Origin of the sequence: Embleya scabrispora, from assembly GCF_002024165.1 — a bacterium.
In the GTDB taxonomy this organism is placed as follows: Bacteria; Actinomycetota; Actinomycetes; order Streptomycetales; family Streptomycetaceae; genus Embleya; species Embleya scabrispora_A.
In genome coordinates this window covers 277815-300415 of the sequence record NZ_MWQN01000001.1, presented here as the reverse complement: position 1 = coordinate 300415, position 22601 = coordinate 277815, and the positions used below count along the sequence as shown (strand labels likewise).

At 73.0% G+C, this 22601-nt stretch carries 25 protein-coding genes; 7 read left to right on the top strand and 18 right to left on the bottom strand.

What is annotated here, in order from left to right:
• Positions 1–13: 13 nt before the first annotated feature.
• Entirely contained in the window at positions 14–463 is a 450-nt protein-coding gene (locus B4N89_RS01380; RefSeq protein WP_235618422.1) for an RICIN domain-containing protein, read from the bottom strand.
• A gap of 81 nt (positions 464–544) precedes the next feature.
• Entirely contained in the window at positions 545–703 is a 159-nt protein-coding gene (locus tag B4N89_RS49530; RefSeq protein ID WP_161500581.1) for a hypothetical protein, read from the bottom strand.
• A 114-nt stretch (positions 704–817) separates the two neighbouring features.
• Between B4N89_RS49530 and B4N89_RS01370 the strand changes: the two genes are divergently transcribed.
• Positions 818–1111, top strand: coding sequence for a hypothetical protein (locus tag B4N89_RS01370; RefSeq protein WP_235618421.1), 294 nt, complete (start codon positions 818–820; stop codon positions 1109–1111).
• Positions 1108–1350 carry a hypothetical protein gene (locus tag B4N89_RS01365; protein ID WP_078974040.1) on the top strand — a complete coding sequence of 81 codons (243 nt, stop codon included), beginning with the start codon at positions 1108–1110 and terminating at the stop codon, positions 1348–1350. Before B4N89_RS01370 ends, B4N89_RS01365 begins: the two co-directional genes overlap by 4 nt.
• Before the next feature lie 277 nt (positions 1351–1627).
• Here the strand turns inward: B4N89_RS01365 and B4N89_RS01360 are convergent, their stop codons facing one another.
• The 4 genes from B4N89_RS01360 to B4N89_RS01345 all read right to left on the bottom strand — a co-directional run bounded on the left by B4N89_RS01360 (position 1628) and on the right by B4N89_RS01345 (position 5699).
• On the bottom strand, positions 1628–2503 hold the full coding sequence (locus B4N89_RS01360) for a sigma-70 family RNA polymerase sigma factor (protein ID WP_078974039.1): 876 nt from the start codon (positions 2501–2503) through the stop codon (positions 1628–1630).
• 110 nt (positions 2504–2613) lie between these two features.
• Complete coding sequence (locus B4N89_RS49525) at positions 2614–3042, bottom strand: ATP-binding protein (RefSeq protein ID WP_161500580.1); 429 nt, start codon at positions 3040–3042, stop codon at positions 2614–2616.
• Between the two features lie 352 nt (positions 3043–3394).
• The gene (locus B4N89_RS01350; protein ID WP_078974037.1) at positions 3395–4459 is read right to left on the bottom strand and encodes a zinc-binding dehydrogenase; all 1065 of its coding nucleotides are present in this window, start codon (positions 4457–4459) and stop codon (positions 3395–3397) included.
• A gap of 73 nt (positions 4460–4532) precedes the next feature.
• Entirely contained in the window at positions 4533–5699 is a 1167-nt protein-coding gene (locus tag B4N89_RS01345; protein ID WP_078974036.1) for an LLM class flavin-dependent oxidoreductase, read from the bottom strand.
• A 65-nt stretch (positions 5700–5764) separates the two neighbouring features.
• On the opposite strand from B4N89_RS01345, the gene B4N89_RS01340 reads away from it, so the two are divergent.
• Positions 5765–6679 carry a PaaX family transcriptional regulator C-terminal domain-containing protein gene (locus B4N89_RS01340; protein ID WP_078974035.1) on the top strand — a complete coding sequence of 305 codons (915 nt, stop codon included), beginning with the start codon at positions 5765–5767 and terminating at the stop codon, positions 6677–6679.
• A 36-nt stretch (positions 6680–6715) separates the two neighbouring features.
• On the opposite strand, the gene B4N89_RS01335 is transcribed toward B4N89_RS01340, so the two are convergent.
• The 3 genes from B4N89_RS01335 to B4N89_RS01325 all read right to left on the bottom strand — a co-directional run bounded on the left by B4N89_RS01335 (position 6716) and on the right by B4N89_RS01325 (position 10139).
• Positions 6716–7786, bottom strand: a complete 1071-nt coding sequence (locus B4N89_RS01335; protein ID WP_078974034.1) for a hypothetical protein — start codon at positions 7784–7786, stop codon at positions 6716–6718.
• A gap of 10 nt (positions 7787–7796) precedes the next feature.
• Entirely contained in the window at positions 7797–8552 is a 756-nt protein-coding gene (locus B4N89_RS01330; protein ID WP_078974033.1) for a VOC family protein, read from the bottom strand.
• Between the two features lie 162 nt (positions 8553–8714).
• Positions 8715–10139, bottom strand: coding sequence for a S41 family peptidase (locus B4N89_RS01325; protein ID WP_078974032.1), 1425 nt, complete (start codon positions 10137–10139; stop codon positions 8715–8717).
• Positions 10140–10433: 294 nt separating this feature from the next.
• Here B4N89_RS01325 and B4N89_RS01320 point away from each other — a divergent pair, with 294 nt between their 5' ends.
• Entirely contained in the window at positions 10434–10820 is a 387-nt protein-coding gene (locus B4N89_RS01320; protein ID WP_078974031.1) for an ArsR/SmtB family transcription factor, read from the top strand.
• Complete coding sequence (locus B4N89_RS01315; RefSeq protein ID WP_078974030.1) at positions 10817–11884, top strand: cation diffusion facilitator family transporter; 1068 nt, start codon at positions 10817–10819, stop codon at positions 11882–11884. Before B4N89_RS01320 ends, B4N89_RS01315 begins: the two co-directional genes overlap by 4 nt.
• A 79-nt stretch (positions 11885–11963) precedes the next feature.
• Here the strand turns inward: B4N89_RS01315 and B4N89_RS01310 are convergent, their stop codons facing one another.
• The 9 genes from B4N89_RS01310 to B4N89_RS01270 form a co-directional block, all read right to left on the bottom strand.
• Positions 11964–12698, bottom strand: coding sequence for a type 1 glutamine amidotransferase (locus B4N89_RS01310; protein WP_078979033.1), 735 nt, complete (start codon positions 12696–12698; stop codon positions 11964–11966).
• On the bottom strand, positions 12698–13987 hold the full coding sequence (locus B4N89_RS01305) for a MurT ligase domain-containing protein (protein WP_078974029.1): 1290 nt from the start codon (positions 13985–13987) through the stop codon (positions 12698–12700). Before B4N89_RS01305 ends, B4N89_RS01310 begins: the two co-directional genes overlap by 1 nt.
• A 269-nt stretch (positions 13988–14256) precedes the next feature.
• Positions 14257–14937 (bottom strand): uracil-DNA glycosylase, encoded by a 681-nt coding sequence (locus B4N89_RS01300; RefSeq protein WP_078974028.1) that lies wholly within the window; start codon positions 14935–14937, stop codon positions 14257–14259.
• A gap of 99 nt (positions 14938–15036) precedes the next feature.
• On the bottom strand, positions 15037–15324 hold the full coding sequence (locus B4N89_RS01295) for a hypothetical protein (protein WP_078974027.1): 288 nt from the start codon (positions 15322–15324) through the stop codon (positions 15037–15039).
• A 251-nt stretch (positions 15325–15575) separates the two neighbouring features.
• A complete protein-coding gene (locus tag B4N89_RS01290; RefSeq protein WP_161500579.1) occupies positions 15576–15767 on the bottom strand; it encodes a hypothetical protein in 192 nt (63 codons plus the stop codon).
• A 125-nt stretch (positions 15768–15892) separates the two neighbouring features.
• A complete protein-coding gene (locus tag B4N89_RS01285; RefSeq protein ID WP_078974025.1) occupies positions 15893–16267 on the bottom strand; it encodes a VOC family protein in 375 nt (124 codons plus the stop codon).
• Positions 16268–16420: 153 nt separating this feature from the next.
• A complete protein-coding gene (locus B4N89_RS01280) occupies positions 16421–16852 on the bottom strand; it encodes a hypothetical protein (protein ID WP_078974024.1) in 432 nt (143 codons plus the stop codon).
• A gap of 269 nt (positions 16853–17121) precedes the next feature.
• Positions 17122–18609, bottom strand: a complete 1488-nt coding sequence (locus tag B4N89_RS01275; RefSeq protein WP_078974023.1) for a phosphatase PAP2 family protein — start codon at positions 18607–18609, stop codon at positions 17122–17124.
• A gap of 80 nt (positions 18610–18689) precedes the next feature.
• The gene (locus B4N89_RS01270) at positions 18690–19709 is read right to left on the bottom strand and encodes an ADP-ribosylglycohydrolase family protein (RefSeq protein ID WP_078974022.1); all 1020 of its coding nucleotides are present in this window, start codon (positions 19707–19709) and stop codon (positions 18690–18692) included.
• Between the two features lie 1137 nt (positions 19710–20846).
• Between B4N89_RS01270 and B4N89_RS01265 the strand changes: the two genes are divergently transcribed.
• Both B4N89_RS01265 and B4N89_RS01260 read left to right on the top strand, forming a co-directional pair.
• The gene (locus B4N89_RS01265) at positions 20847–21242 is read left to right on the top strand and encodes a VOC family protein (protein WP_078974021.1); all 396 of its coding nucleotides are present in this window, start codon (positions 20847–20849) and stop codon (positions 21240–21242) included.
• A 143-nt stretch (positions 21243–21385) separates the two neighbouring features.
• Positions 21386–22600 carry an acyl-CoA dehydrogenase family protein gene (locus tag B4N89_RS01260; RefSeq protein WP_078974020.1) on the top strand — a complete coding sequence of 405 codons (1215 nt, stop codon included), beginning with the start codon at positions 21386–21388 and terminating at the stop codon, positions 22598–22600.
• Position 22601 lies beyond the last annotated feature (1 nt).

Here is a 22601-nt window from a genome sequence, read left to right as displayed (position 1 = left end):
TGTCGGGCGCGGCTCAGCGTGGTTCGAGCGTCCACCACTGCGACGGGTGGTCGGTGTCCTCCCACTGCCGTACGGTCCCGCCGACCTCCGTACTGCCGTCGGCGACCTCGAGCAGCAGCCCGCTGACGTAGTTGATCAGCGTGACCCGCCCGGCCTCCTCCGCGTGCTCCTCCAGAATCCATTCCTGCGCACCGAAGTTGTTGGCCCGCCAGAGCTGTACGTGGGCCCCGTTCTCCACGGAGGCCCCGATCACGTCCAGTCGCTTCCCGGCGACCACGTGCTCCAGGTGATACACGGCCCCACCGGCGTGGACCGCCGAGACCCGCCAATGCTGCGCGGTCGTACCGTCGTCGGCCCCCTGCACCACCCGGGCCCCGCCTCCCGTTCGACCCCCCTCGACCTCGAGCACGAGCCCACTGTGCACATTGCGCACCACGTACACACCGTCGCCGATTCCACCCACGCCGCGCTCCCGGACGCCGAACAAACGATCTTGAACCAACCACCTTCCCACGCTCCACCGACACCCTCCACGCGGCATGGCTCAGGCGGCACGGCCGGCGAAGGCCGCGGCCGGCCGGCCGACCTGTTCGCGGGCTGCGGCCAGGGACTTCTCGTGCCGCGGGACGAGTTCGACCACGGCCGGGACGTCGGGCGCCATGGTCGGCTCGGGGGCCGCCGTGGTGACGTCGAGTCCGAGCATGCGTGACCAGCCCAGGACGGTGGCGGTCGGAGCCGCGAAGCGCACCCCCCGGCGCGGGTCTCACTCGAGTGCGCCGGCTACCGGTTACGCCGGGCTCGATGCCACCCTGACGGCATGGACGACAACTTCCGCGACCCCGACCGGCCGACTATCACCACCACCATCGACGGCGTCCCCACCGAACTCCCCGGCACCCTCGTCGACATCCGCGCCGCCCTCCCCGAAGACCGACGCGACGCCTTCGACAAGGAAATCGGCAACGCCCCCCTCAAGGACCTGGCCGCCATTGCCGTCCACTGGGCCATCCCCCAGGAGGAGCACGCCCGCATCGACGCCGACGCCGAGCGCATTCGCTCCGGCGACCTCACCGGCGTCGTCGACACCGACGGGAACCCGGTGGAGCCATGAGCGGCTACTACGTGCAGTACTCCGACCGGGCCCGCAGCGAATACGCCGCCCTGTCCGCCGCGACCCGCCGCCACTTCGACCATGCGGTGGTCGGCGTGGCCCGCGACCCCTATGCCCACGGCGCCGCCATCCGAGGAAACAAGGACCGGCGTTCGGCGTGCCTCGCGGGGGTGATCACCGAGTACGAGATCAGCCGCGACGTCCTGGTGGTCACCATGCTCAAGGTCGTCGGGATCTGACCCCGCGGACGCTGCCCGTTGCGACCGTGCCGGGTGGCGACAGGACGGGTGGGATCTTGGTCTCGGGCGAGGTGGGGATGGTCAGGGGGCCGGGAAGGTTTCGGTGAGGAAGGTTTTCCAGGCGGCTTCCACACGTTCGGGAGCGCCCCGCCCGCACGTGGGGGATCGACGTCGTGGAGCAGCGGTTCGATCTGAAGTGGTGAGCGGAGGGCGGTCGGAGCGGGGGCGGTGACCTCCGTTCGGTACCGACTCCCGGCACGTGCTCGGGCCGCCGGCGTTACCCGTCCAGCAGTTGTACGTCCGTGTCGCGCAGGTAGTCCGGGTCGGACAGCAGGTCGATGCCGACGATGCGGCCGCTCGCGATCACGAATCCGAACACGACCCTGGGTTCGCCGCCCGGCGCCCAGGCCAGGCCGGCGATGCCGTCGAGCAGGGCGGGCCGGGCGCCCCGGGCCCGGCCGGAGAAGGTCTCCGCCACCGCCGCCGCGCCGCGTACCTCGGCCATGGCGCCGACCGCGACCGCCGCCGAGTCCGCGCGCAGCACCACGTCCGGGTCGAGCAGGGCCAGCAGCGCCTGGAAGTCGCCGCCGCGCGACGCGGCCAGGAAGGCGCCGACGACCTCCCGCTGTCGGATGGGGTCCACCTCGAGGTCGCCGGGCGAGCCCTGGACCCGGCGCCGTGCCCGACTGGCCAACTGCCGGGTCGCGGTGGGCGTGCGGTCCACGATGGGCGCGATCTCGTCGAACGGCAGGGCGAACATGTCGTGCAGCACGAAGGCGAGCCGTTCGGCCGGGGCGAGGGTCTCCAGGACGACGAGCAGCGCCATGCCGACCGAGTCGGCCAGCACCGCCTCGTGCTCGGGATCGTTTCCCTCGGCCGTGCAGACCGCGGGGTCCGCGACGAACGCCTCCAACGGATCCTCGCGACGGGTCCGGCGCGAACGCAGCATGTTCAGCGACACCCGGGCGACCACCGTGGTCAGCCAGCCGCCCAGGTTGTCGATGTCGCGCACGTCCGTACGGCTGAGCCGGATCCACGTGTCCTGGACCGCGTCGTCGGCCTCGCTGAACGAACCGAGCATGCGGTACGCCACCGCACGCAGGTGGGAGCGGTGTTCCTCGAAGCGGCCGGCAAGGAAGTCGTTCTCGTCCATCGGTCTCACATCTCCGTGGTGTCGTGTCACGGACATGACCGATGGGAGCGAGGCGATGTGACGGAACGGACGATCGAGCCGACCGGCGCGGCCCCGGCCGGCCCGGGTGCTCAGCGCAGCGGCAGGCACACCCACACGGTCTTGCCGCCGGTCGCGTCCGGCTGGATACCCGCGTAACCGCCGGCCTCCGCGACCAGGGTCTTGACGATCAGCAGGCCGCGCCCGCTGTCGTCGTCGACCGTCTCCACCAGGGCCTTGGGGCAGAACGGATGTCGGTCGTGCACGCCGACCTCGAGCGCCCCCTGGGCCGTGCCGCGCACGGTCACCACGATGGCGGGGGTCAGTACGCCCGCGTGTCGGACCGCGTTGGTCACCAATTCGGAGACCACCAGTCGCAGGGTGTCCACAAGATCGCCGTGGGCGGGCATGCCCCACTCGACGGCGATCGCGACCACCTTGCGACGGGCCGCGGACACCTCCGCCTCGTGCGGCGGCAGGTCGAATCGACACACCGGATGGGCATCGTTGAGCACGGTCATGCCGCGCCTCCCGAGCCGGTGGCGGTCACGTGACGGACGGACACGGCGCCGCTGCGGCGCCTGGTGTGGCTCATGATGTCCCCGATGGCGGGTGTACGGATCTTCCGAGGGAATTCCCTCGGAGCGTACCGATTCCGACGCCCGCCGCGTCCAGTTTGCGACACTTCCACACCCCCTCGGCGGGGCGTTCGGGGGCGCGCGTCGGCAAAACGCCCTGGCGAGCGCGCCGCCCGCGCACATTGCGCGCCAGGGGCGGTCGAACCGGGTCCACCCGTACGCGTGACTCGTGTTTCGCGCGCCCACCGCTCCGGGGCCAAGGGGGGCGAGCCGGGCACCCGGTGGTCGGCGTGCGTTACGCGGTGGGTGGATGAACGTCCGTGCCGGTCAGGTGCGGGCGGACCAGGACCTTGACGTGTTCGTCGGGGCGGCCGAGGGTGTCGATCGCCGCCACCACCCCCTCGAAGCCGACCTGACCGGTGATCAGCGATGCGGCGTCGACACTGCCGGCGGCGATCCGGGCGAGGGTCTTCGGATACTCCTCCGGCGGATAGGTCAGGCACATCTTCACCGTGAGGTCCTTGTAGATCCCCACCACCGGTCGGAAGGTGTCCTCGGTCATGCACACCCCGATCAGCAGCACCGTGGCGCCGCGGGGTGCGGCGTAGGTGATCCGGTCGAACATGCCGGCCTTGCCGGAGCACTCGAAGATGGTCAGCGGCTGCCCCGGCTCGACGCTCTCGCGCCACGCGTCGAACGGATCGCGCTCGGCCGGGTCGACCACCACGTGCGCGCCGAACGCACGGGCGAGTGCGCGCCGGCGCGGCGAGGGCTCGGAGACCACGACGGGCGCGACGCCGCGTTCGAGCAGACCGGCGATCGCGCCCAGGCCGATCGGGCCGGCGCCGATGACGATCGCCGCGCCGCCGCGTTCGGCACCGGAACGGGCCACGTTGCCGATGCCGACGGCCAGCGGCTCGGTCAGCGCCGCGACGTGCGGCGGCACGTGTGCGGGCACCTTGACCAGCGCCGCGGCCTGCATCACCATGCGCTCGCCGAAGCCGCCGGGGAAGGTGTTGGAGAAGCCGATGGTGCGCAGTACACCGCCGCCGTCGAGCGCCCACGGCAGTCCGACCACCACCTCGCCCGGCTCGAACCCGGTCACCCCCGGGCCCGGGCGCACCACCCGCGCGGCGAGTTCGTGGCCCATGACCAGGTCGGCGTCCGGGTCGAAGACGAACGAGGGGGTGTCCGAGTCGATCGAGGCCCGGAGGAATTCCGCGGTGTGCCTGTACGCGGACAGATCCGAGCCGCAGATCCCGCAGGCCACCGTCTCCACGAGGACCTGACCCTCGCCGGGTTCGGGGGCCGCGATGTCCTCGACGGTGAACGTGCCGCCGCGCAGTACCGCTGCTCGCATGATGGGCGTCTCCCTGCCTGGGCTTCGGGTGGATCGGTTTCGGGTGGAGCCGGGGTGCGGGTGTGACGACCGGTCAGGACGCCGGCGGGGTCATCGCCGCCACCACCGCCTGGCGCAGGGCGCCGATGAAACGTTCGCTGTTCTCGTTCGCCCAGGCCATCGAGGCCTGCCGGGGGCGGTTGGCGCCGGTGAAGTGCGGCACCACGTACTCAGCGAACAGCTCGTAGCTGCGCCACTTGTCGGCGGGCCGGGCGATCGGCAGGTCGAGCAGCAGCAACGTGCCGAAGCCGCCGGAGCGCTCCGCCATCGCGGTGATGCGCTCGATCGCCTGCGCGGGAGTGCCGATCATCGCGACGCCGAAGGTGGGGAAGCCCTCCCCGGTCCACTGCGCGATCGCCGCCTCGGGCGTCGCCCCCCACGGCATGGTCATCCCGGACAGGCCCTGGATGTAGTCGACGAGGTGGTGCACCCCGTACTCGGCCTGCTCGCGCGCCGCCTCGACGGTCTCGGCCAGGTGCATCGGCACGACCAGGCGCCAGCGTTCGCGGTCGGCGACATGGCCGTGCTCGGCGCACGTCTTGGCATACACGTCCCAGTTCGTCGCCAGCGCGGCGAAGCCCGACGGGTCGGCGGCGGCGAGCGAGAGCAGGCCCATGCCGTGGGTGCCGGCCTGGACCGATCCCGACGGGGAGACGGTGGAGGCGCACACGGTCTCGATGCCCGCGCGGGTGTACGGGCCCAGGTGCAGCCGGGCCTGGTCGAGGGTGAACCAGTCGGTCTTCATGGTCACCGTCTCGCCGCGCAGCAGCGGGACGATCGCGGCCAGCGCCTCGGCCATCATGCTCCGCTGACGCATCGGGTCGATGCCCATCATGAAGGCGTCCGAGGCCAGTTGGCCGGGCCCGGAGCCGAACATCACCCGCCCGCGCGACTGTTGGTCGAGCTGCACGATGCGGTCGGCGAGGACCAGCGGGTGGTGGTACGGCAGCGAGTTGACGCCGGTGCCGAGCCGGATCCGGGTGGTGCGCTCGGCGGCGGCGGCGATGAACACCTCGGGGGAGGCGATGGTTTCGTAGCCGGCCGAGTGGTGTTCGCCGATCCACGCCTCCTCGAAGCCGAGGGCGTCCAGGTGCCCGACGAGGTCGAGGTCGCGGCGCAGTTGCAGCGCGGGGTTGCCGTCGATGCCGTGGTAGGGCGCGATGAACGCGCCGAAGCGGGTCGGTGGGGCGGCCTCTGACACGGGCGGGCCTTTCGTCGGACGTGTGGCGCACTTTCGTAGGACACAAGAACGTGCTTGGATGAGTTATGTCCTACATGGAGGATGGCGAGGAAACAAGGGGCGCGAGCGGGACGTCGCCCGGGCCGGCCCCGGGCACCTCGACCGGTCCGCGCACCCGGCGCACCGCCGACGGCGGCCCGAGCGCGCGCACGCTGGTGCTGACCGTGCTGGGGGAGTACGTGCGCTGGCCGGGGCACGACGGGGTGTGGTCGCCCGCGGTGGTGGCCGCGCTCGACGCGCTCGGGGTGCCGGAGGCGGCGACCCGGCGGGCGATCACCCGGCTGACCCGGGAGGGGTGGCTGTCGGCCCGCTCCGAGGGGCGCTACACCCGGCTGACCCTCGCGCCGTCGCTGTACCGCCTGCTGACCGGCTGGACCGAGCGGCTGGCCCGGGCGACCCGGGAGACGCCCTGGTCGGGGCAGTGGCAACAACTCCTGTTCCGCCCACCGGCGGCGCTGCGCGAGGCGCGGGCGGTGGTCGAGGAACAACTCGCCTTCGAGGGCTTCGGCGATCTGGGCCGGGGGGTGTGGATCGCGGCCGACCCGGGTGGGGTGGACGCACTGCGCGCGCTGATCGCCGAGCAGGGCCTGACCGCGTACGCGACGTGGATGACGTCGACGGTGTGCGACGCCGCCCGGGAACGGGCGCTGGTCGAACAGGCGTGGGACCTGGCCGCGGTGCGCACGATCCTGGACGACTTCGTGACCCGCTTCGCCGACGCGCGCGCCGCCTCCGACGAAGCGGCCTTCGTCCTGCGCACCCGCATGGTGCACGCGTGGCGCCAAACCTTCGAACGCGACCCACGCCTGCCGGCCGCGCTGCTCCCGGTCGACTGGCCCGGCATCACCGCGAACGACCTGTTCATCACCACGTGGCGGCGGATCCACACCCCGGCCGCCCGCTGGTGGGCCGCGCTGGACCGCGACCCGAGACTGCCCTGACGCCGTCCTCCCGGGCCGAAGTCCCGCCCTCCGCTGTCAGGACGGTGTTTCGCTCCAGCGGTCGAACGTCCTGTTGGCGCTGTCGTAGGTCAGCCAGGTCCCGTCACCGAGAGGGCGTGGGTAGGCGGTGATGGGGCCGGTGGGGTACGTGACCGGGCCGCGGAGGGTGAGGGTCCGCGCGTCCAACAGCCAGTGCCGGACCGGGCGATCCGCGTCTTCGTCGGCATCGATCGTGGTGGCGACGACCGTGTCGGCGTCCACGAAGCCGCTGGTGTGGTCCCACCAGGACGGGGACTCGTCGTCGTTCGGCTCCGGGTCCGCCTTGGCGAGCACCGTGCCGTCCAGGGCGTGCAGACGCAGGTCGGCGCCGTCGTTTTCGATGGTGAGGAAGCCGGCGTGTCCCGCGTGCACGTCCATCAGGATGCGGTCCATGTCGTCGTTCAGGTCCCACCCGGTCAGCGTGTCGCCGTCCAGCCGGGCCCAGTGCAGCAGGACGCCGTCCTGACCCATGCCGATGCACAAGCCGACGTGGATCCCGTCCGGGTGGGCGAGTTGGTGTGAGCCGCCGGCCGCGCTGTCCAGCCGCATGCGGGCGAGTTCCCGACCGTCGCGGGCGTCCAGGACCACCCAGCACTCGTGCCAGTCGTCCCACTCCACGTCGTGTCCGCCGACCACGACGTGGGCCCAGACGTGTCGGCCGTCGTCGGAGACGTGGCAGGAGCCGCTTTCGAAGCCGTAGCACACCTGCTGTTCGTCGCCTGTGTGGGTGTGACCGAACACCGGTCCCCAACAGCTGTGCCGGTACTCCCACAACCGCTCGCCGTCGGCGCCCACGGCCGTCACGGCACGCTGACCGGAGAACACCACGAACGACGCGTCGGGGCTCAGCGTATCGACGCCGTTGTTCCACTCGGGACACGGAACAGGGAACGTCGCCATCGGGGCGAGCGTGCCCGCGAAGAACTCGTCCACGTCGTGGACGTCCAGCCGGTGCCCGCGCCGAACCAGGAGGCGTGATCCGTTCGCACGCTTGTCCACGGCATGGTGGTCGACCGGAGCATCCCCCGACAGTCGGGCGGAGTTGCGCAGATGTGCGGTGATCGACATGCCCGGAAAGCTAGCGAACGCCGACGACAGGCGGCCAACGGGGCCGGCGCAGGGTGAATTCGTTGCCGTCGGGGTCGATCAACAACACCCCGCCGGCAGCGTCCTCGGCGGCGTCCGGGCGCGTCGCGCCGAGCGAGATCAGCCGGGCGATCTCCGCTTCGCGGTCGGCGTCGGCGGGCAGCGCCAGATCGAGGTACAGCCGGTTCGGGCCCGTCTTGGGCGCCACCGGGGGGCCGCCCCACGTGATCTTCGGGCCGCCGTCCGGGGATTGGATCGCCGTCTCCTCGTCCTGGTCCCAGACCAGCGGCCACCCCAGCGCCTTGCTCCAGAAGTAGCCGACCTCCCGCGTACCGTCGCAGGAGAGTGCGCCGATGCGGCCGGGGCCGGTGTCGGCGAGGAACCTGTTGCCCGCCGCGATGACGCAGAACTCGTTGCCGTCCGGATCGGCGAGCACCACGTGGGTCTCCTCCGGGAGTTGGCCCACGTCGAGGTGCCGGCCGCCCAGCTCCAGCGCCCGGGCCACGGTCTGCCGCTGAACCTGCGGGGAGGCGCTCGTCAGGTCGAAGTGCACCCGATTGCGACCGATCCTCGGCTCCCGACTCGGCAGGAAACGCACCCGAAACCCGGCGGGATCGGGCGGCAGGATCGCGACGTCGTCGCCCCTGCCGTCGGCGGCGATCTCCCATCCCAGGATCTCGGACCAGAACCGCGCCAGGCCCGCCGGGTCGGTCGCGCCGAAGCAGACGGCGAACAGTCGACTGGTCATACTCCGTGCATCTCCGATCCATCGGCCGTCGCCTCGACGCCCGCCCAAGCCCAAAACGTGCAGCGTAGGCGCGACGCCCGACCCTCGCACCCGAGTTTCGGACGGACCCCGGGACCCGCGCGGCGGGCCACGCCGCGCAGGTCCCGAAGGGGGAGGGTGGGGTCAGCTCGTTCGGGCGTGGAGTTCCGCCACCGCGCGGTCGAAGGCGGAGTCCTTGTGCTGGGCGAACTCCTCGTCGGTGAAGACCGGTTCGGTGATGTGTGGGGGGATTCCCGTGCCGTCGAAGGTGTGGCCGTCGCGGGTGCGGAAGACCTCGTTGGGGAGGCCGAACTGCCAGCCGTTGGGGAGGGCCCGGTCGAGCACGTCGGAGAAGACGCCCTGGGTCGCCTCGCCGATGCGGACGGTGCGGCCGGGGCGGTTCATCAGGGACTGGGTGAAGGTCTCGCCGGCGCTGACCGTCGAGCCGCCGGTGAGGACCGCGAGCGGGCCGGTGTAGTGGGGCACGCCCGGGGCCGGGCGGACCCGGATGGGCTGGGCGCGGGTGAAGCGGGTGGGGTCGAGGGGATCGTTGCGGGCCTGCTTGGCGTAGGCGAAGTAGGGGCGGTCGGTCAGGCGCGCGGCCAGGTTCAGGCCGAGGTTGTCCGCGCCGCCGCCGTTGACGCGCAGGTCGACGATCAACCCGCGCAGTCGCCGCACGCGTTCGGTGGTGAGGATGGAGTCCAGCGCCCGGTCGAGTTCGGCGGCGTTGACGGCATAGCCGCCCTTGGGGTCCTCGACGTAGCCGAGGAACCCGGAGACGCGCAGGTAGCCCCGGCCGCCGGGCAGGTCCGTGTAGCTGACGCGGCCCTGGCCGTATTCGGTCAGCGGGTGGTCGGCGCCCAGGTCGCGCTCCTGGATGTACGCCTTGATCCTCGCGTCGAGTTCGGGCGTCGGGGCGGTCGTGCCGGGGCGGGCCTCGGCGAAGAAGCGGTTCGGGCCGCCGCTCAGGTACAGGTGCGCGTCGTCGAGCGGGTCCAGCATCTCCCGGAAGATCGCGAAGAGTTCGTCGTCGGTGGTGTTCGGACCGACCCGGGGCCGGTATCGATCGCCGACGGACCGCCAGTCGACGCCCTTGGCGGCGAAGAACGGGTAGTTCTCGGCGAAGGTTTGCCAAAAGACGTCGAACGTGGTGCGCGGGTCCCCGGGCAGGGGGCGGGAGCAGGCCGCCGGCAGGGCCGCGACGCGGCGCAGGTTGCGGTGGTCCGGCGCGTCGGTGAACTGCAGCGTGGCCTGCCTGCGGTTCGGATTCACCCGTACGGCGAGGACGCGGCTGTTGTCGGCCCGGTAGCCGATCGTGTCGCCGTCCACCGTCGCGCGGGTCGCGGTCGAGCCCTCGAGGCAGCTGATCGCGGTGGTGTCGTACTGCTGCAGTGTGCCGTTCTCGATGGTCAGCACGGTGCCGTAGCCGTCCACCTGCCAGACGCCGTCCTGGCGGGGTGACGGGCGCTCGCGAGGCGCGGTGTCGGCCGTGGCCGACGCGATGCCGGTGGTGGTCGCGAGCAGGGTGGCGGCGGCCACCGTCGCACAGGTGCCGAACAGCTTGGTCATCGTGGTTCCTGTTCCGATGCGGTACGAGCTTCGGTTGCGGTACGAGCTTCGGTCGGGCAATCGAATCGGTGCTTCCTTGCGTGCACCAGAATCGGCCGGCTCCGGGCCGGCGCGACATCGCGCGAGCCGGTCTCTCTCGGGTGGGGGTAACCCCCGATCGGCCCCGTCCCGCTTGCGAGCACATACCCCCGACCCCTATGTTTTGTTCAGGCATTCGTATGAAGATCTATTCAGACGTTACGATGTCGAAGCCGACCCGAGGTGGCATATGGGAATGACGACGGAGGTGGCCCGATGGCGCAGCCGGTGAACGCCGATCTGGTGGACTCGGTGCGGTCGCGACTGCCCGACGGCGCGCACCTGGCCGAGACGGCCGACGTGTTCGCGCTGCTCGGCGACCCGGGGCGGTTGACCCTGCTGGTCGCGCTCCTGGAGGGCGAGTTGTGCGTACGCGACCTGGCGGCCGCGTGCGGTCAGGGCGAATCGGCCGTGTCGCACCAGTTGCGGCTGCTGCGCGCACACCAGGTGGTGACGGTGCGCCGGGAGGGGCGGCTGGCCTACTACCGCCTCGCGGACGCCCACGTGCGTCTGCTTTTGGACGTCGCGTTGGCGCACATCGGCCACGCCCCGGCCACCGACCACATCGGCTGCGCGACCGAGATCCCCGGAGGGGCGCGATGACCACCCGCGATTGCGACCACGGCGCCCCGGGCGGCACCGGGACTCCCGAGCCGGCCCGCGGCCCGGTGGCCGGCTCCGGCGACCACGACCACGCGGCGCACGCCGGGCACGGCCACGGCGGCGGCAGCCATGCCGGGCACTCGCACGGCGTCGCCGCCGACGCCGACCGGCGCTACCTGACCGCCGCCCTCGTCCTGATCGGCGCGTTCATCGTCGTCGAGGTCACGGTCGGCATCCTGGCCGGTTCGCTGGCCCTGATCACCGACGCCGGCCACATGGTCACCGACGCGTTCGCGATCGGCCTGGCGCTGGTGGCGATGCGCCTCGCGGCGCGGCCCGCGCGAGGGCGGTGGACGTACGGCTTCAAGCGGGCGGAGATCCTGTCCGCGCAGGTCAACGGCATCACGTTCCTGGTGCTCGCGGTGTGGTTCACCTACGAGGCGGTGCGCCGGCTGATCGCGCCGCCCGACGTCGAGGGCGGCCTGGTCATCGTCACCGCCGCGGTCGGCATCGTGATCAACGTCATCGCGGCCTGGCTGATCTCCAAGGCCAACCGCTCCAGCCTCAACGTCGAGGGCGCCTACCAGCACATCCTCAACGACCTGTGGGCATTCATCGCCACCCTCGTCTCCGGCATCGTGGTGCTCACCACCGGCTTCGCCCGCGCGGACGCGATCGCGTCGCTGATCGTGGCGGGGCTGATGCTCAAGTCCGGCATCACGCTGGTCGGCGAGTCGTGGCGGATCTTCCTGGAGGCCGCCCCCGCGGGCATCGACCCGGACGCGGTCGGCGCCGACCTGGCCTCGGTCGAGGGCGTCACCGAGATCCACGACCTGCACATCTGGACCATCACGTCGGGCTTCCCGGCGCTGTCCGCACACGTCCTGGTCGAGCCCGGCGACGACTGCCACCGGGTCCGCGACCGGCTCCAGGAACGGCTGCGCGAGCGGTACGCGATCACCCACACCACGCTCCAGGTCGACCACGCCGACCCGCCGGTGTTGTCCATCGGCGCCAGGCGCGCCCACTGCGAGGACCCACACGGGGCGGTGCACACGCGCTGAGCGGGCGTCCGCCGAGGGTGAGACACCGTCGGGCCCGCATACCGTCGAGGTATGCGGGCCCGACGCAGGCGCAGGCGAGTCAGTTCGCGGCGGCGGCGCGCACGGTGCGCAGGCGCTCCGAGCGCAGCTGCTCGTGCCAGTGGTCGCCCAGCGGGGTCAGCGGCACACCGGTGGCCCAGGTGAGCAGCAGGTCGGCCAGCGCCGGGTTGCGGGACATCACCGGACCGTGCATGTACGTGCCGATCACCCGACCCGCGTACGCACCCTCGGTGCCGTCGCCCGTGCCGTTGCCGTTGCCGTGGGTGACCCTGGCCAGCGGCTTGGCGCCGGGGCCCACGTACGTGACGCCCTGGTGGTTCTCGAAGCCGGACAACACCGGCAGCCCGAGCGCCGGATCGACCTCGGCCAGCACCTCGCCGACGCAGCGTTTGCCCGGCGCACCGCGGCCGGAGCGCACGTCGAGCAGCCCCAGGCCCGCCTCGGGCTGGTCCAGGTCGTCGATGAACTCGGTACCGATGATCTGGTAGCCCGCGCAGACCGCGAGCAGCGCGGCGCCCGCGCCCACCGCGGTGGCCAGGCCCGGGTCACGCCGCAGCCGCTCCGCGGCCAGGCGCTGCGGCCGGTCCTCGCCGCCGCCGATCAGGTAGATGTCGCCGGAGGTGGGCACGGGCTGGTCGGAGCGTACGTCGACGCGCTCGACCTCGATGCCGCGCATCAGCGCGCGCCGCTCCACGATCAACGCGTTGCCCTGGTCGCCATATGTGCTGAGCAGGTCCGGGTAGATCCAGACCAGGCGCAGCCTGCTCTCACCGATCATGCCTGTGCCGCTTCCTTGATCGTCTTGCGGAGCTGTTGGAACGCCGTGTAGTTGGCGATGACCTCGATCTGGCCCGGCGGGCAGGCCGCCACCGCCTGGGCGGCCGTCTCGAAGACCTGGAACTGCAGGCCCGCGACCTCCAGGCGGACCGCCAGGTCGAGGCGGCGCTGACCGAGGACGAACAGCGGACGGCCGGCGAGCTGGGTGAAGTCGACGTCCCAGATCCACGAGGTGTCCTTGCCGTCCGCGTCCAGCGCGTTGACGGACAGGATGACCGGCGTCGGCGGCGGGTTGATCAGGGAGAACGTCTCGACCCAGCCGGCCGGGTTCTTGGCAAGGAGCAGCCGCAGCTTGCGGCCCATGTAGTCGACCACGTCGTAGCGACCGGCCACGGCCGTGACGTGCTTCATCCGCTCCAGGGCCGCCTCGACGGGCACGCCGAACAACGACGCGATGGCCGCCGCGGTGACCGCGTTGGCCCGGTTGGCCCGGCCCGGCAGTTGCAGGTGCAGCGGCCAGATCCGCCCGTCGGGGTCGACCATTTGATCCCCGGCGAGCGACCACGTGGGGGAGGGGCGGCGGAAGTCGCACTGCGAGCAGAACCAGTCGTCGCCCGGACGCTGCATCACGCCACCGCACTGCGGGCAGGACCAGGAGTCCTCCTGCCAGGTCTGCCCGGCGGCGACCCACAGCACGTCCTTGCTGGACGAAGCGGCCCACACGATCAGCGGGTCGTCGGCGTTGGCGACCACGATGGCGTCGCGCCCGCGCAGGCCCTCGCGCCACTTCTCGGCGAGCATGCGGGTCTCGGCGGCCCGGTCGAGCTGGTCGCGGGAGAGGTTGAGCAGCGCGATGGCCACCGGGTCGGAGTCGCGGGCGACGCCGGCCAGGTACTTCTCGTCGACCTCGATCACGCCGTAGCGCGCCTCGTCACCCGCGCCCGCCAGCGCGGAGGTGATTCCCGCGGGCATGTTCGCGCCCAGCGCGTTGGACACCACGGGACCCGCGGCGCGCATCGCCTCGGCGACCAGACGCGTGGTGGTGGTCTTGCCGTTGGTGCCGGAGATCAGCACCACCTGCAACCCCACCGACAACTGCGCGAGCAGGTCCGGGGCGAGCCGCAGCGCGAGCTTGCCGCCGATGACCGAACCGCTGCCCTTGCCGGCGCGCCGCGAGATGGCCGCGGTCACCCGACTCGCGGTGATCGCCAATTTGGAACGCGGCGGCAACGCCTCGGGGGAGCGCCGCGGCGCGGCCCCCTGGCCGGGAACGCTATTGCCTGACATCGAAGAAGGTTCCTCCAAGCGACGGCCCCGACCGGCGGTGGCCCATGACCGGGTGTACCGGCCGCCACCCTATCGAGATCATCCGCCCTTCCGTCGCCGGCGACGGTGTGTACGGGATGTGTATGAGAGGGGACGCCCGGGCAGGTCGTCGCGGTTGCGGTCGGGCCGGTCGGCGGGGTGGGTGTTTCGCCACGGTCGGCCGGACGGTCGGCCGCGCGCCCCGCCTCGGGCCGGGCCCCGGCGGCCCGCCGCGTGCTCCGCCGGCGTCCCTACGGCAGGCGCCAGTCGATGGGCTGTGCTCCCTGGGCGACCAGGAGGTCGTTGGTGCGGGAGAACGGGCGCGAGCCGAAGAAGCCGTAGTCGGCCGACTTCGGGGACGGGTGGGTCGACTCCACCACCGCCGCGCCCGGACCGAGCAGCGGCCGGGCGTTGCGCGCCTCGCGGCCCCACAGGATGCTCACCAGCGGCGTGCCGCGCTCGGCGAGCGCCCGGATCGCCTGCTCGGTGACCTCCTCCCAGCCCTTGCCCCGGTGTGCGTTGGAGCGCCCGGGAGCGGTGGTCAGGGATCGGTTGAGCAGCAGTACGCCCTGCGTGGTCCACGGGGTCAGGTCGCCGTTGGTCGGCAGGGGCAGGTCCAGGTCGCGGTTCATCTCGGTGAAGATGTTGATCAGCGACGGCGGCAGCGGCCACACCTCGGGGGCGACGGCGAAGCTCAGGCCCACCGCGTGCCCGGGGCCCGGGTAGGGATCCTGGCCGACGATCAACACGCGCACGTCCGCGAACGGCTGCATGAACGCCCGCAGTACGTTCGCGCCCGCGGGTACGTAACGTCGCCCCGCGGCGATCTCTCCTCGCAGGAAGTCGCCCATGGCGGCGATGCGACCCGCCACCGGTTCCAGGGCCTTGGCCCATCCTGCCTCGACAATTTCGCCCAACGGCCGCGCCACCATGGGAGTTGAGCATAGGGCAAACGGGTGACACGACCCGCACGCCGACGTTCCGATGGGCGACCGCCCGCGACGGGTGCCGCCGCCGACCGTCGGAGCCGGTCAGGTCCGGGGGACCCGGCCGTCGAGCAGCGCGGTCCCCAGACGGGTACGCACGTGCACCATCGACTGGCCGCGGCGTTCGGAGGAGACCAGGCCGCCTCGCGCAGCACGCTCGCGTGGCGGCTCGCGGTGGTCAACCGACGGCACGATGGGGAGTTCGGGCTGCACCGCGGCGAACAGGTTCGGGCCGCAGAAGAACGACGGCACCATCACGATGGACCGGCCGTCGGCGCGGACGTCGGCGTCGATCGGACACGGCGTGCTCAGGATGTCGTCGTGCCAGGACATCAGTTGCGGCGGGAAGCTGTCGAGCAGGCCGCGGGCCCCGCTGGAGCACCGCCTCCGCCCGCTGCGCCCGATCCGCCTCGAACGCGGTCGCGGCCCGGGAGGCGTACGGCGCGACCGCGACCGTGTGGTAGGCGCGCAGCAGTCGGCCGAAGAGCCGCAGACCGGTCGCGTCGCCGTTGGTCAGTCGGGCCGGTTCGGCGGCGATCGTGGCGGACGGGGTGGCCGGCACCCGGTCGATGCCGGTGTCCAGGTCACCCGCCGTACCCGGGGCCCAGGAAGTCGGGAAAGGGCTCGGAGCAGGGGTAGAGCCGGGCGAGTTCCCGAACCGCCCGGGTCAGGCCGGCCGTCTCCAGCGCGGCGCACACCTCCTGTCGCCACGCGGCGAATTCGAGGTCCGGCTCCCGGCTCTGCGGGAGATGCAGAGTGAACGCGATCTCCCACATCGGGTCGAGTCGATCGGCCAACCGCAACGGCCCCACGCCACGCTAGCGACCCCACCGCCCCGGTCGAAAGGTTTGCATCGCACCGCAAGGGCCGGGGTCGAGGCGGATCGGTCCGGTTCGGTCGGTCAGGCCGGGGACATCACCTCGTACAGGTTGCCCGAGTCGTCGGCGAAGAACAGGCCGCGCGGGCACAGGGGGTGGTCGATGCGGCCGTTGGTCCGGTCGCGAGGGTTGCTGCCGTACGGGATCCCGGCCGCGCGGATGCGGGCCAGGATCGCGTCGAACGTGTCGGGGTCGACGTCGAAGGCCAGATGGTGCCCCTCGGCGGCGGGCACGGTCATGAAGTCGAGTGTGAGCTGCTCGTTGACGCGTACAGGGGCGAAGTGCCCGGCGGCGCCCGACGGGGGCAGTTCCTCCAGGCCCATCACGGTGGCGAAGAACCGGGCCGCGGCGCGGTGGTCGATCGCGGGGACGATGGTGTGGTTGAGGCTGACGGCCACGGCGGGGTCTCCCGGGGTCGAGCCGGGATCCGTCCGATGGGCGGCCGACCGCGTTGTGGACGGCGGCCGTTCGGGAGGAGATCCCGGCGTGGTGGATGCGGTACGTGGGACGTCGACGCGACGCGGGCGGTTGCGGGTGTCGGGCCCGGCGGCCTACTCGGGGACGACGGGGAGGATCCCCCGCGCGGCCTCGGAGTCCGCGCCGGCCAGGGACAGTGCCACCGCCGCCTCGCACGCGGCCAGCGCGAACACCGCGCCCACCCACGTGCGTTCCGCCGGGGTCAGACGCCGCCATTCGAGCGCCCCGCCCGCCCCGTCGACCAGATCCGACGCCACCGCGAACCAGCCCCACTCGGCGGTGCCGCGCCCGGAGGCCAGCGCCCGCAGTACACCCGCGCCCAACAGCACGTCGCGCGCGCCCAGACCGCGGCCGAGCAGCGCCGCCTCCCGGGCCGCCGTGGGCCGCAACCACACCCCGCCGCGCGGCGCCACCAACGACACCACCCCCGCGGCCACTCGGCCGGCCGCCAACACCGTCGCCACGCGTCCGGCCGACCCGGATATCGCGCCCGAAACCACCACCACTGCCCCCGATCGAAACCTGCCCGTACCCCCGGCCCATCGACCGGCGGCCCACACCGTAGCGGTGCCCCGATTCGGGCCCCGCACCCCCACCACGCACGGAACCCGCCCACCGGTTTCCACCGAGGCCCCCGCGACCCGCACAGGCGCCCCCGCCCGCACCATTAGCCCCCACGGACCCCCGCGTCCGCTATCGGGAAGGCCCTCACTTCGATGCGCCGCGACGGCCGCCCGGCCGGCCGCGGCTCACGCGGGCCCACGCTCGGTCGTGCTCAGTCGCGGAGGGCGCCCTCCGGGCGGTAGACCATCAGGCGGCGGCCCTTGGCGACGCGGAGTTGGGAGGCGCCGGGACGCACCTCGCCGTCCACCGCGAGTTCGGCGCCCTCCTGGATCTCGGACAGGTGCATCGTGCGCGCCGTGGACGCCTCGTAGACCCGCGAGGTGCCGAGTGTGCCGGACAGTACGGCGGCGACCAGTCGGGTACGGGCCAGCGGGCGGGAGGCGTCGACGATGCGTACGTCGAGGAGGCCGTCGGTGAGGTCGGGGCGATACGTGGGCGCGAAGCCCTCCGGGGCGTACTCCCCGTTGCCGAGGAAGATCAGCCACAACGACCTCGGCCGACCGTTGACCCGCATCTTCACCGGGCCCGCGTCCCGCAGCACCCGGACCAGGCCGACCAGCATGGCCGGCCACTTGCCGATCTTCCGCTCCAACTCTTCGCGGAAGCGCACCAGATCGGGATACACGCCGAGCGAGAACGTGTTCAGGAACAACTCCGGGCCCAACTCCTCGCCGTCGTCGGAGAACGGGTGCGAGTGGTCGCGCTGGAGTTCGGCGACGTCCACCAGGACGGCCTCGCCCGCGGTGAGCGCCTGCGCGGTGTCGTCGAGCCGGGTCAGCCCCAGGTCGCCCGCGAAGTGGTTGAGCGTGCCCGCCGGGAAGACGGCGAGCGGCATGCCGCGGTCCAGCGCGATCCGCGCCGCGCAGTTCACACTGCCGTCGCCGCCCGCGACACCGAGCACCTGGGCCTCCCGGGCCGCCTCGCACAGCAGCGCGACCAGGTCGCCGTCCTGACCGCGCTCGACCACCTTCGCGGCGGGCAGCAGTTCGCGCAGCCGCTGCGCGGTGTCGCCCTCGGGGCCGGCCGAGGCGTTCACCACGACCACCAGGCCGTCGCCGTCGACCAGCGACGGCACCTTGCCGCGCGGTTGCGGCGCGGTCGCGGCCTCCACCGGCCGAGTCGGCCACCAGCGCAGCGTCACCGCCGCCAGGCCCGCGCCGAGCGCCGCGCCCGCGAGCACGTCACCCGGGTAGTGCACACCCGTGTACACCCGGGAGAAGGCCACGGAGCCGGCCAGCGCGCCGGCCGCCACGCCCAGCGGGCGCGACTCCAGCGCGACGCCGGTGGCGAACGCGGCCGCCGAGGCGGCATGCCCGGACGGGAACGAGGTGGTCCACGGCTGCCGGCTCAGCCGACGCGCCATGGGCACCGCGTCGATCACCGGACGCGGCCGGCGCACCCAGCTCTTGAGCAGCACATTGCTCACCGTCGACGCCAGCGCCACCGAACCCAGACCGCGCAACGCCGCCCGGCGCCCGCTGCGCCCGCCGGAAAGCGCCATCCCCGCACCGGTCACCGCCCACAGGCGCGAATGGTTGGCCGCTCGCGACAAGGCCGGCAACGCCTTGTTCGCCCACGGCACATGATGCGATGCCACCCACGCGAAGGCCGCCCGGTCGGCGGCATGGATCTTTCCCATCCGTGAATCTTCGCAAAGAATCCCGACGGATACGCAAGGCGGGAGCCGATTCGGTGTTCGAAGCCGCCGCCGGCTCGGGTCTACCCGGCCAGCGCCGCCGACGTCTCGGCGAGTTCGGCGCGGTATTCGATGCGCTCGGACCACGCGACGGGCCAGGCGTCGATGCCGTGTGCGGCGCCGATCATCGCGCCGGCCAACGCGGCGATCGAGTCCGAGTCGCCGGAGGAGGCGGCCGCCCGGGCGACGGCCGAGCGCGGGTCGTCCCGGTACAGCAGGACGCACAACACCGCCGTGGCCAGTGCCTCCTCGGCGATCCACCCCGCGCCGGTGATCCGACACGGGTCGGCGCGGCGGTCGCCCTCCGCCACGGCCTGGTCCAACCGGTCGAGCACGGCCAGGCACTCGTCCCAACCGCGCGCGACGAACCCCTCCGGGGTGTCGGCGAACGGGCCGCGCCACAGGTCGTCGCCGAGCCAGTCGCCCCGGTACACCTCGCGCTGCGCCTCGGCGTGCGCGCGCAGCAGGCCGGGGAGTTCGGGGATCGGCGCGCCGGTGCGCAGCGCGTGTACGGCGGTCGCGGTCAGGTCCGAGGCGGCCAGCGCGGTGGGGTGCCCGTGGGTGATCGCGGCCTGGAGTTGGGCCGCGCCGCACCGGTCGGCCTCGTCGACGCCGTCGAGCAGGCCCAGCGGGGTGACCCGCATGTTGGCGCCGCAGCCCTTGGAGCCGCGCCGGGTGGCGTCGGGCCACGCTCGGCCGGCGGCCAGTTCCGCGCATGCGGACATGCATGTGTGGCCCGGCGCGCGGGTGTTCTCGGGGGAGTCCCACCAGGCCAGGAACCGGTTCACCAGGAGCGGGGTCAGCCGCTCGGCGGTGAACGCCCCGGCGTCGGCGCGTGCGTCGATCACCGCCCGGGCCACCGCCAGGCCCATCTGGGTGTCGTCGGTGACCTCGGCCGGCGTGCCCTCCAGGTCCATCGGTCCGGGCAGGTCGTACCGGCGCACGATCTGCGCGTACGACAGAAACTCCGTCGGCGCGCCCAACGCGTCCCCGTACGCCAACCCGAACATGCTCCCGCGCACCCGCTCCGCGTTCCCCACCATGCGATGCCACCCTTCGTCGACGGCCCACCCTGCCGGCCCGGAACACCGACAGCCGGCCATTTCCCGCCACCTGTCCACCCGCGCACCCAACTGCCCGACCAAGCAACACCATCGGCGCGCCCACCCCCACCCCCCCCGGTGCCCTGCCCGGTCTCGGCCCGCCTGCCCCCGCCCCCCGCCCCGGCGGTGTCGCGCCCGGTCTCGGCCCGCCTGCCCCCGCCCCCCGCCCCGGCGGTGTCGCGCCCGGTCTCGGCCCGCCTGCCCCCCGCCCCCCGCCCCGCCGGTGCCGTGCCCGGTCTCGGCCCGCCTGCCCCCCGCCCCCGCCCCGCCGGTGCCGTGCCCGGTCTCGGCCCGCCTGCCCCCCGCCCCCCGCCCCGCCGGTGCCGTGCCCGGTCTCGGCCCGCCTGCCCCCCCCCCCGCCCCGCGGTGCCGCCCGGTCTCGGCCCGCCTGCCCCCCGCCCCCCGCCCCGGCGGTGTCGCGCCCGGTCTCGGCCCGCCTGCCCCCGCCCCCCGCCCCGCCGGTGCCGTGCCCGGTCTCGGCCCGCCTGCCCCCCGCCCCCCGCCCCGCCGGTGCCGTGCCCGGTCTCGGCCCGCCTGCCCCCCGCCCCCCGCCCCGCCGGTGCCGTGCCCGGTCTCGGCCCGCCTGCCCCCGCCCCCCGCCCCGGCGGTGTCGCGCCCGGTCTCGGCCCGCCTGCCCCCGCCCCCCGCCCCGCCGGTGTCGCGCCCGGTCTCGGCCCGCCTGCCCCCCGCCCCCGCCCCGCCGGTGTCGCGCCCGGTCTCGGCCCGCCTGCCCCCCGCCCCCCGCCCCGCCGGTGCCGTGCCCGGTCTCGGCCCGCCTGCCCCCCGCCCCCCGCCCCGCCGGTGCCGTGCCCGGTCTCGGCCCGCCTGACCTCGACCCGCCGGCGCCCCGCCTGCGTCCCGACCCCGCCTGCGTCCCGACTCCGTCCGCCCCTCGACCCGCCGGCGCCCCGCCTGCGTCCCGACCTCGCCAGCGCCCCGACCCCGTCCGCCCCTCGCCCCCGCCAGCGCCCCGACCTCACCTGCGCCCCGACCTCACCTGCGCCCCGCGCGAGGGTGGGCGACGGGTTCTGAGGGGGTGAGGGTTGGAAATGGGGGCATCGGGGCGAAACTCGGAGGATGGACGTACTTTCCGGTCGTATCCTGCTGCGCCCCGTCGATCCCGAGCGTTCGCTGGTCTTCTATCGCGACGTGCTCGGCCTCGCGATCGCCCGCGAGTTCGGGACCGGGATCCATCGCGGGACGGTGTTCTTCCTCGGCGGCGGCTTTCTCGAGGTCTCCGGCACCGCGACCGGCGGCGGGCCCGGGGGCGAGGATCTGCGGCTGTGGCTCCAGGTGCGGGACCTGCCGGCCACCCACCGCGAACTCGTGGACCGGGGCGCCACCGTGCTGCGCGCACCGCGCCGCGAGGAGTGGGGACTCGACGAGATGTGGATCGCCGATCCCGACGGTGTACGCATCTGTGTGGTGCAGGTCCCGGACGAGCATCCGATCCGCTATCGGCCCGGCATCTGACCGTCGGGCACCTCGGTCGGATCCATCGGGCCGGGCGGATTCGTCGACACCTCTCGACGCCCCTTGACGGCCCCACGGCGACGGCGACACACTCAAGCTACCAGCCGGTAACAATTCGACGATGTCCCGGGGGCCCGCCACCCATGACCGCCTTCAGCCTCGCCCTGAACGAGGACCAGACCACCATCCGCGACTGGGTGCACACCTTCGCCGCGGAGACCATGCGGCCGGCCGCCGCGGAGTGGGACGAGCGCGAGGAGACCCCCTGGCCGATCATCCAGGAGGCCGCCAAGATCGGACTCTACTCGCTGGACTTCTTCAGCACCCAGGCCTTCGACCCCACCGGCCTGAGCATTCCGCTGATCATGGAGGAACTGTTCTGGGGCGACGCCGGGTTGGGCCTGGCACTGTCCGGCACCGCGCTCGCCGCGGCGGGCCTGGTGGCCAACGGCACCCAGGAGCAGATCGTGACCTGGGCGCCGGAGTTGTTCGGCACGCCCGACGACGTCCGCGTCGCCGCGTTCTGCTCGTCCGAGCCGAACGCCGGCTCCGACGTCTCCTCGATGCGCACCCGGGCCGACCACGACGAGGCGACCGGCGACTGGATCCTCAACGGGGTCAAGACCTGGGCCACCAACGGCGGTATCGCACACGTGCACGTCGTGGTCGCCACCACCGACCCCGCGCTCGGCTCACGGGGGCAGGCCAGTTTCGTGATCCCGCCGAACACGCCGGGACTGTCCCAGGGGCAGAAGTTCAAGAAGCACGGGATCCGCGCGTCGCACACCGCCGAGGTGATCCTGGACAACGTACGGGTGCCCGGCGACTGCCTGCTCGGCGGCAAGGACAAGCTCGACGAGCGGATCGCGCGGGCCAGGTCCGGCACCTCCGCGCGTTCGAACGCGGCGATGGCCACCTTCGAGTCGTCCCGCCCGGCGGTCGCCGCCCAGGCGGTCGGCATCGCGCGCGCCGCCTACGAGGTGGCGCTGGAATACGCCCAGGTCCGCGAGCAGTTCGGCCGGCCCATCATCGACAACCAGGGCGTCGCGTTCACCATCGCCGACATGCGCACCCGGATCGACGCGGCCCGCCTGCTCACCTGGCGCGCCTCGTGGATGGCCGCGACGAAGCAGCCGTTCACCGCGGCCGAGGGCTCGATGTCGAAGCTGTACGCGGGCGAGACCGCCAAGTGGGTGACCTCGGCGGCGATGCAGATCCTCGGCGGCAACGGCTACACCCGCGAGTACCCGGTCGAGCGCATGCACCGCGACAGCGCGATCTACACCATCTTCGAGGGCACCAGCGAGATCCAACGCCTGGTCATCGCCCGCACGTTGGCGGACGTGCCGATTCGCTGAT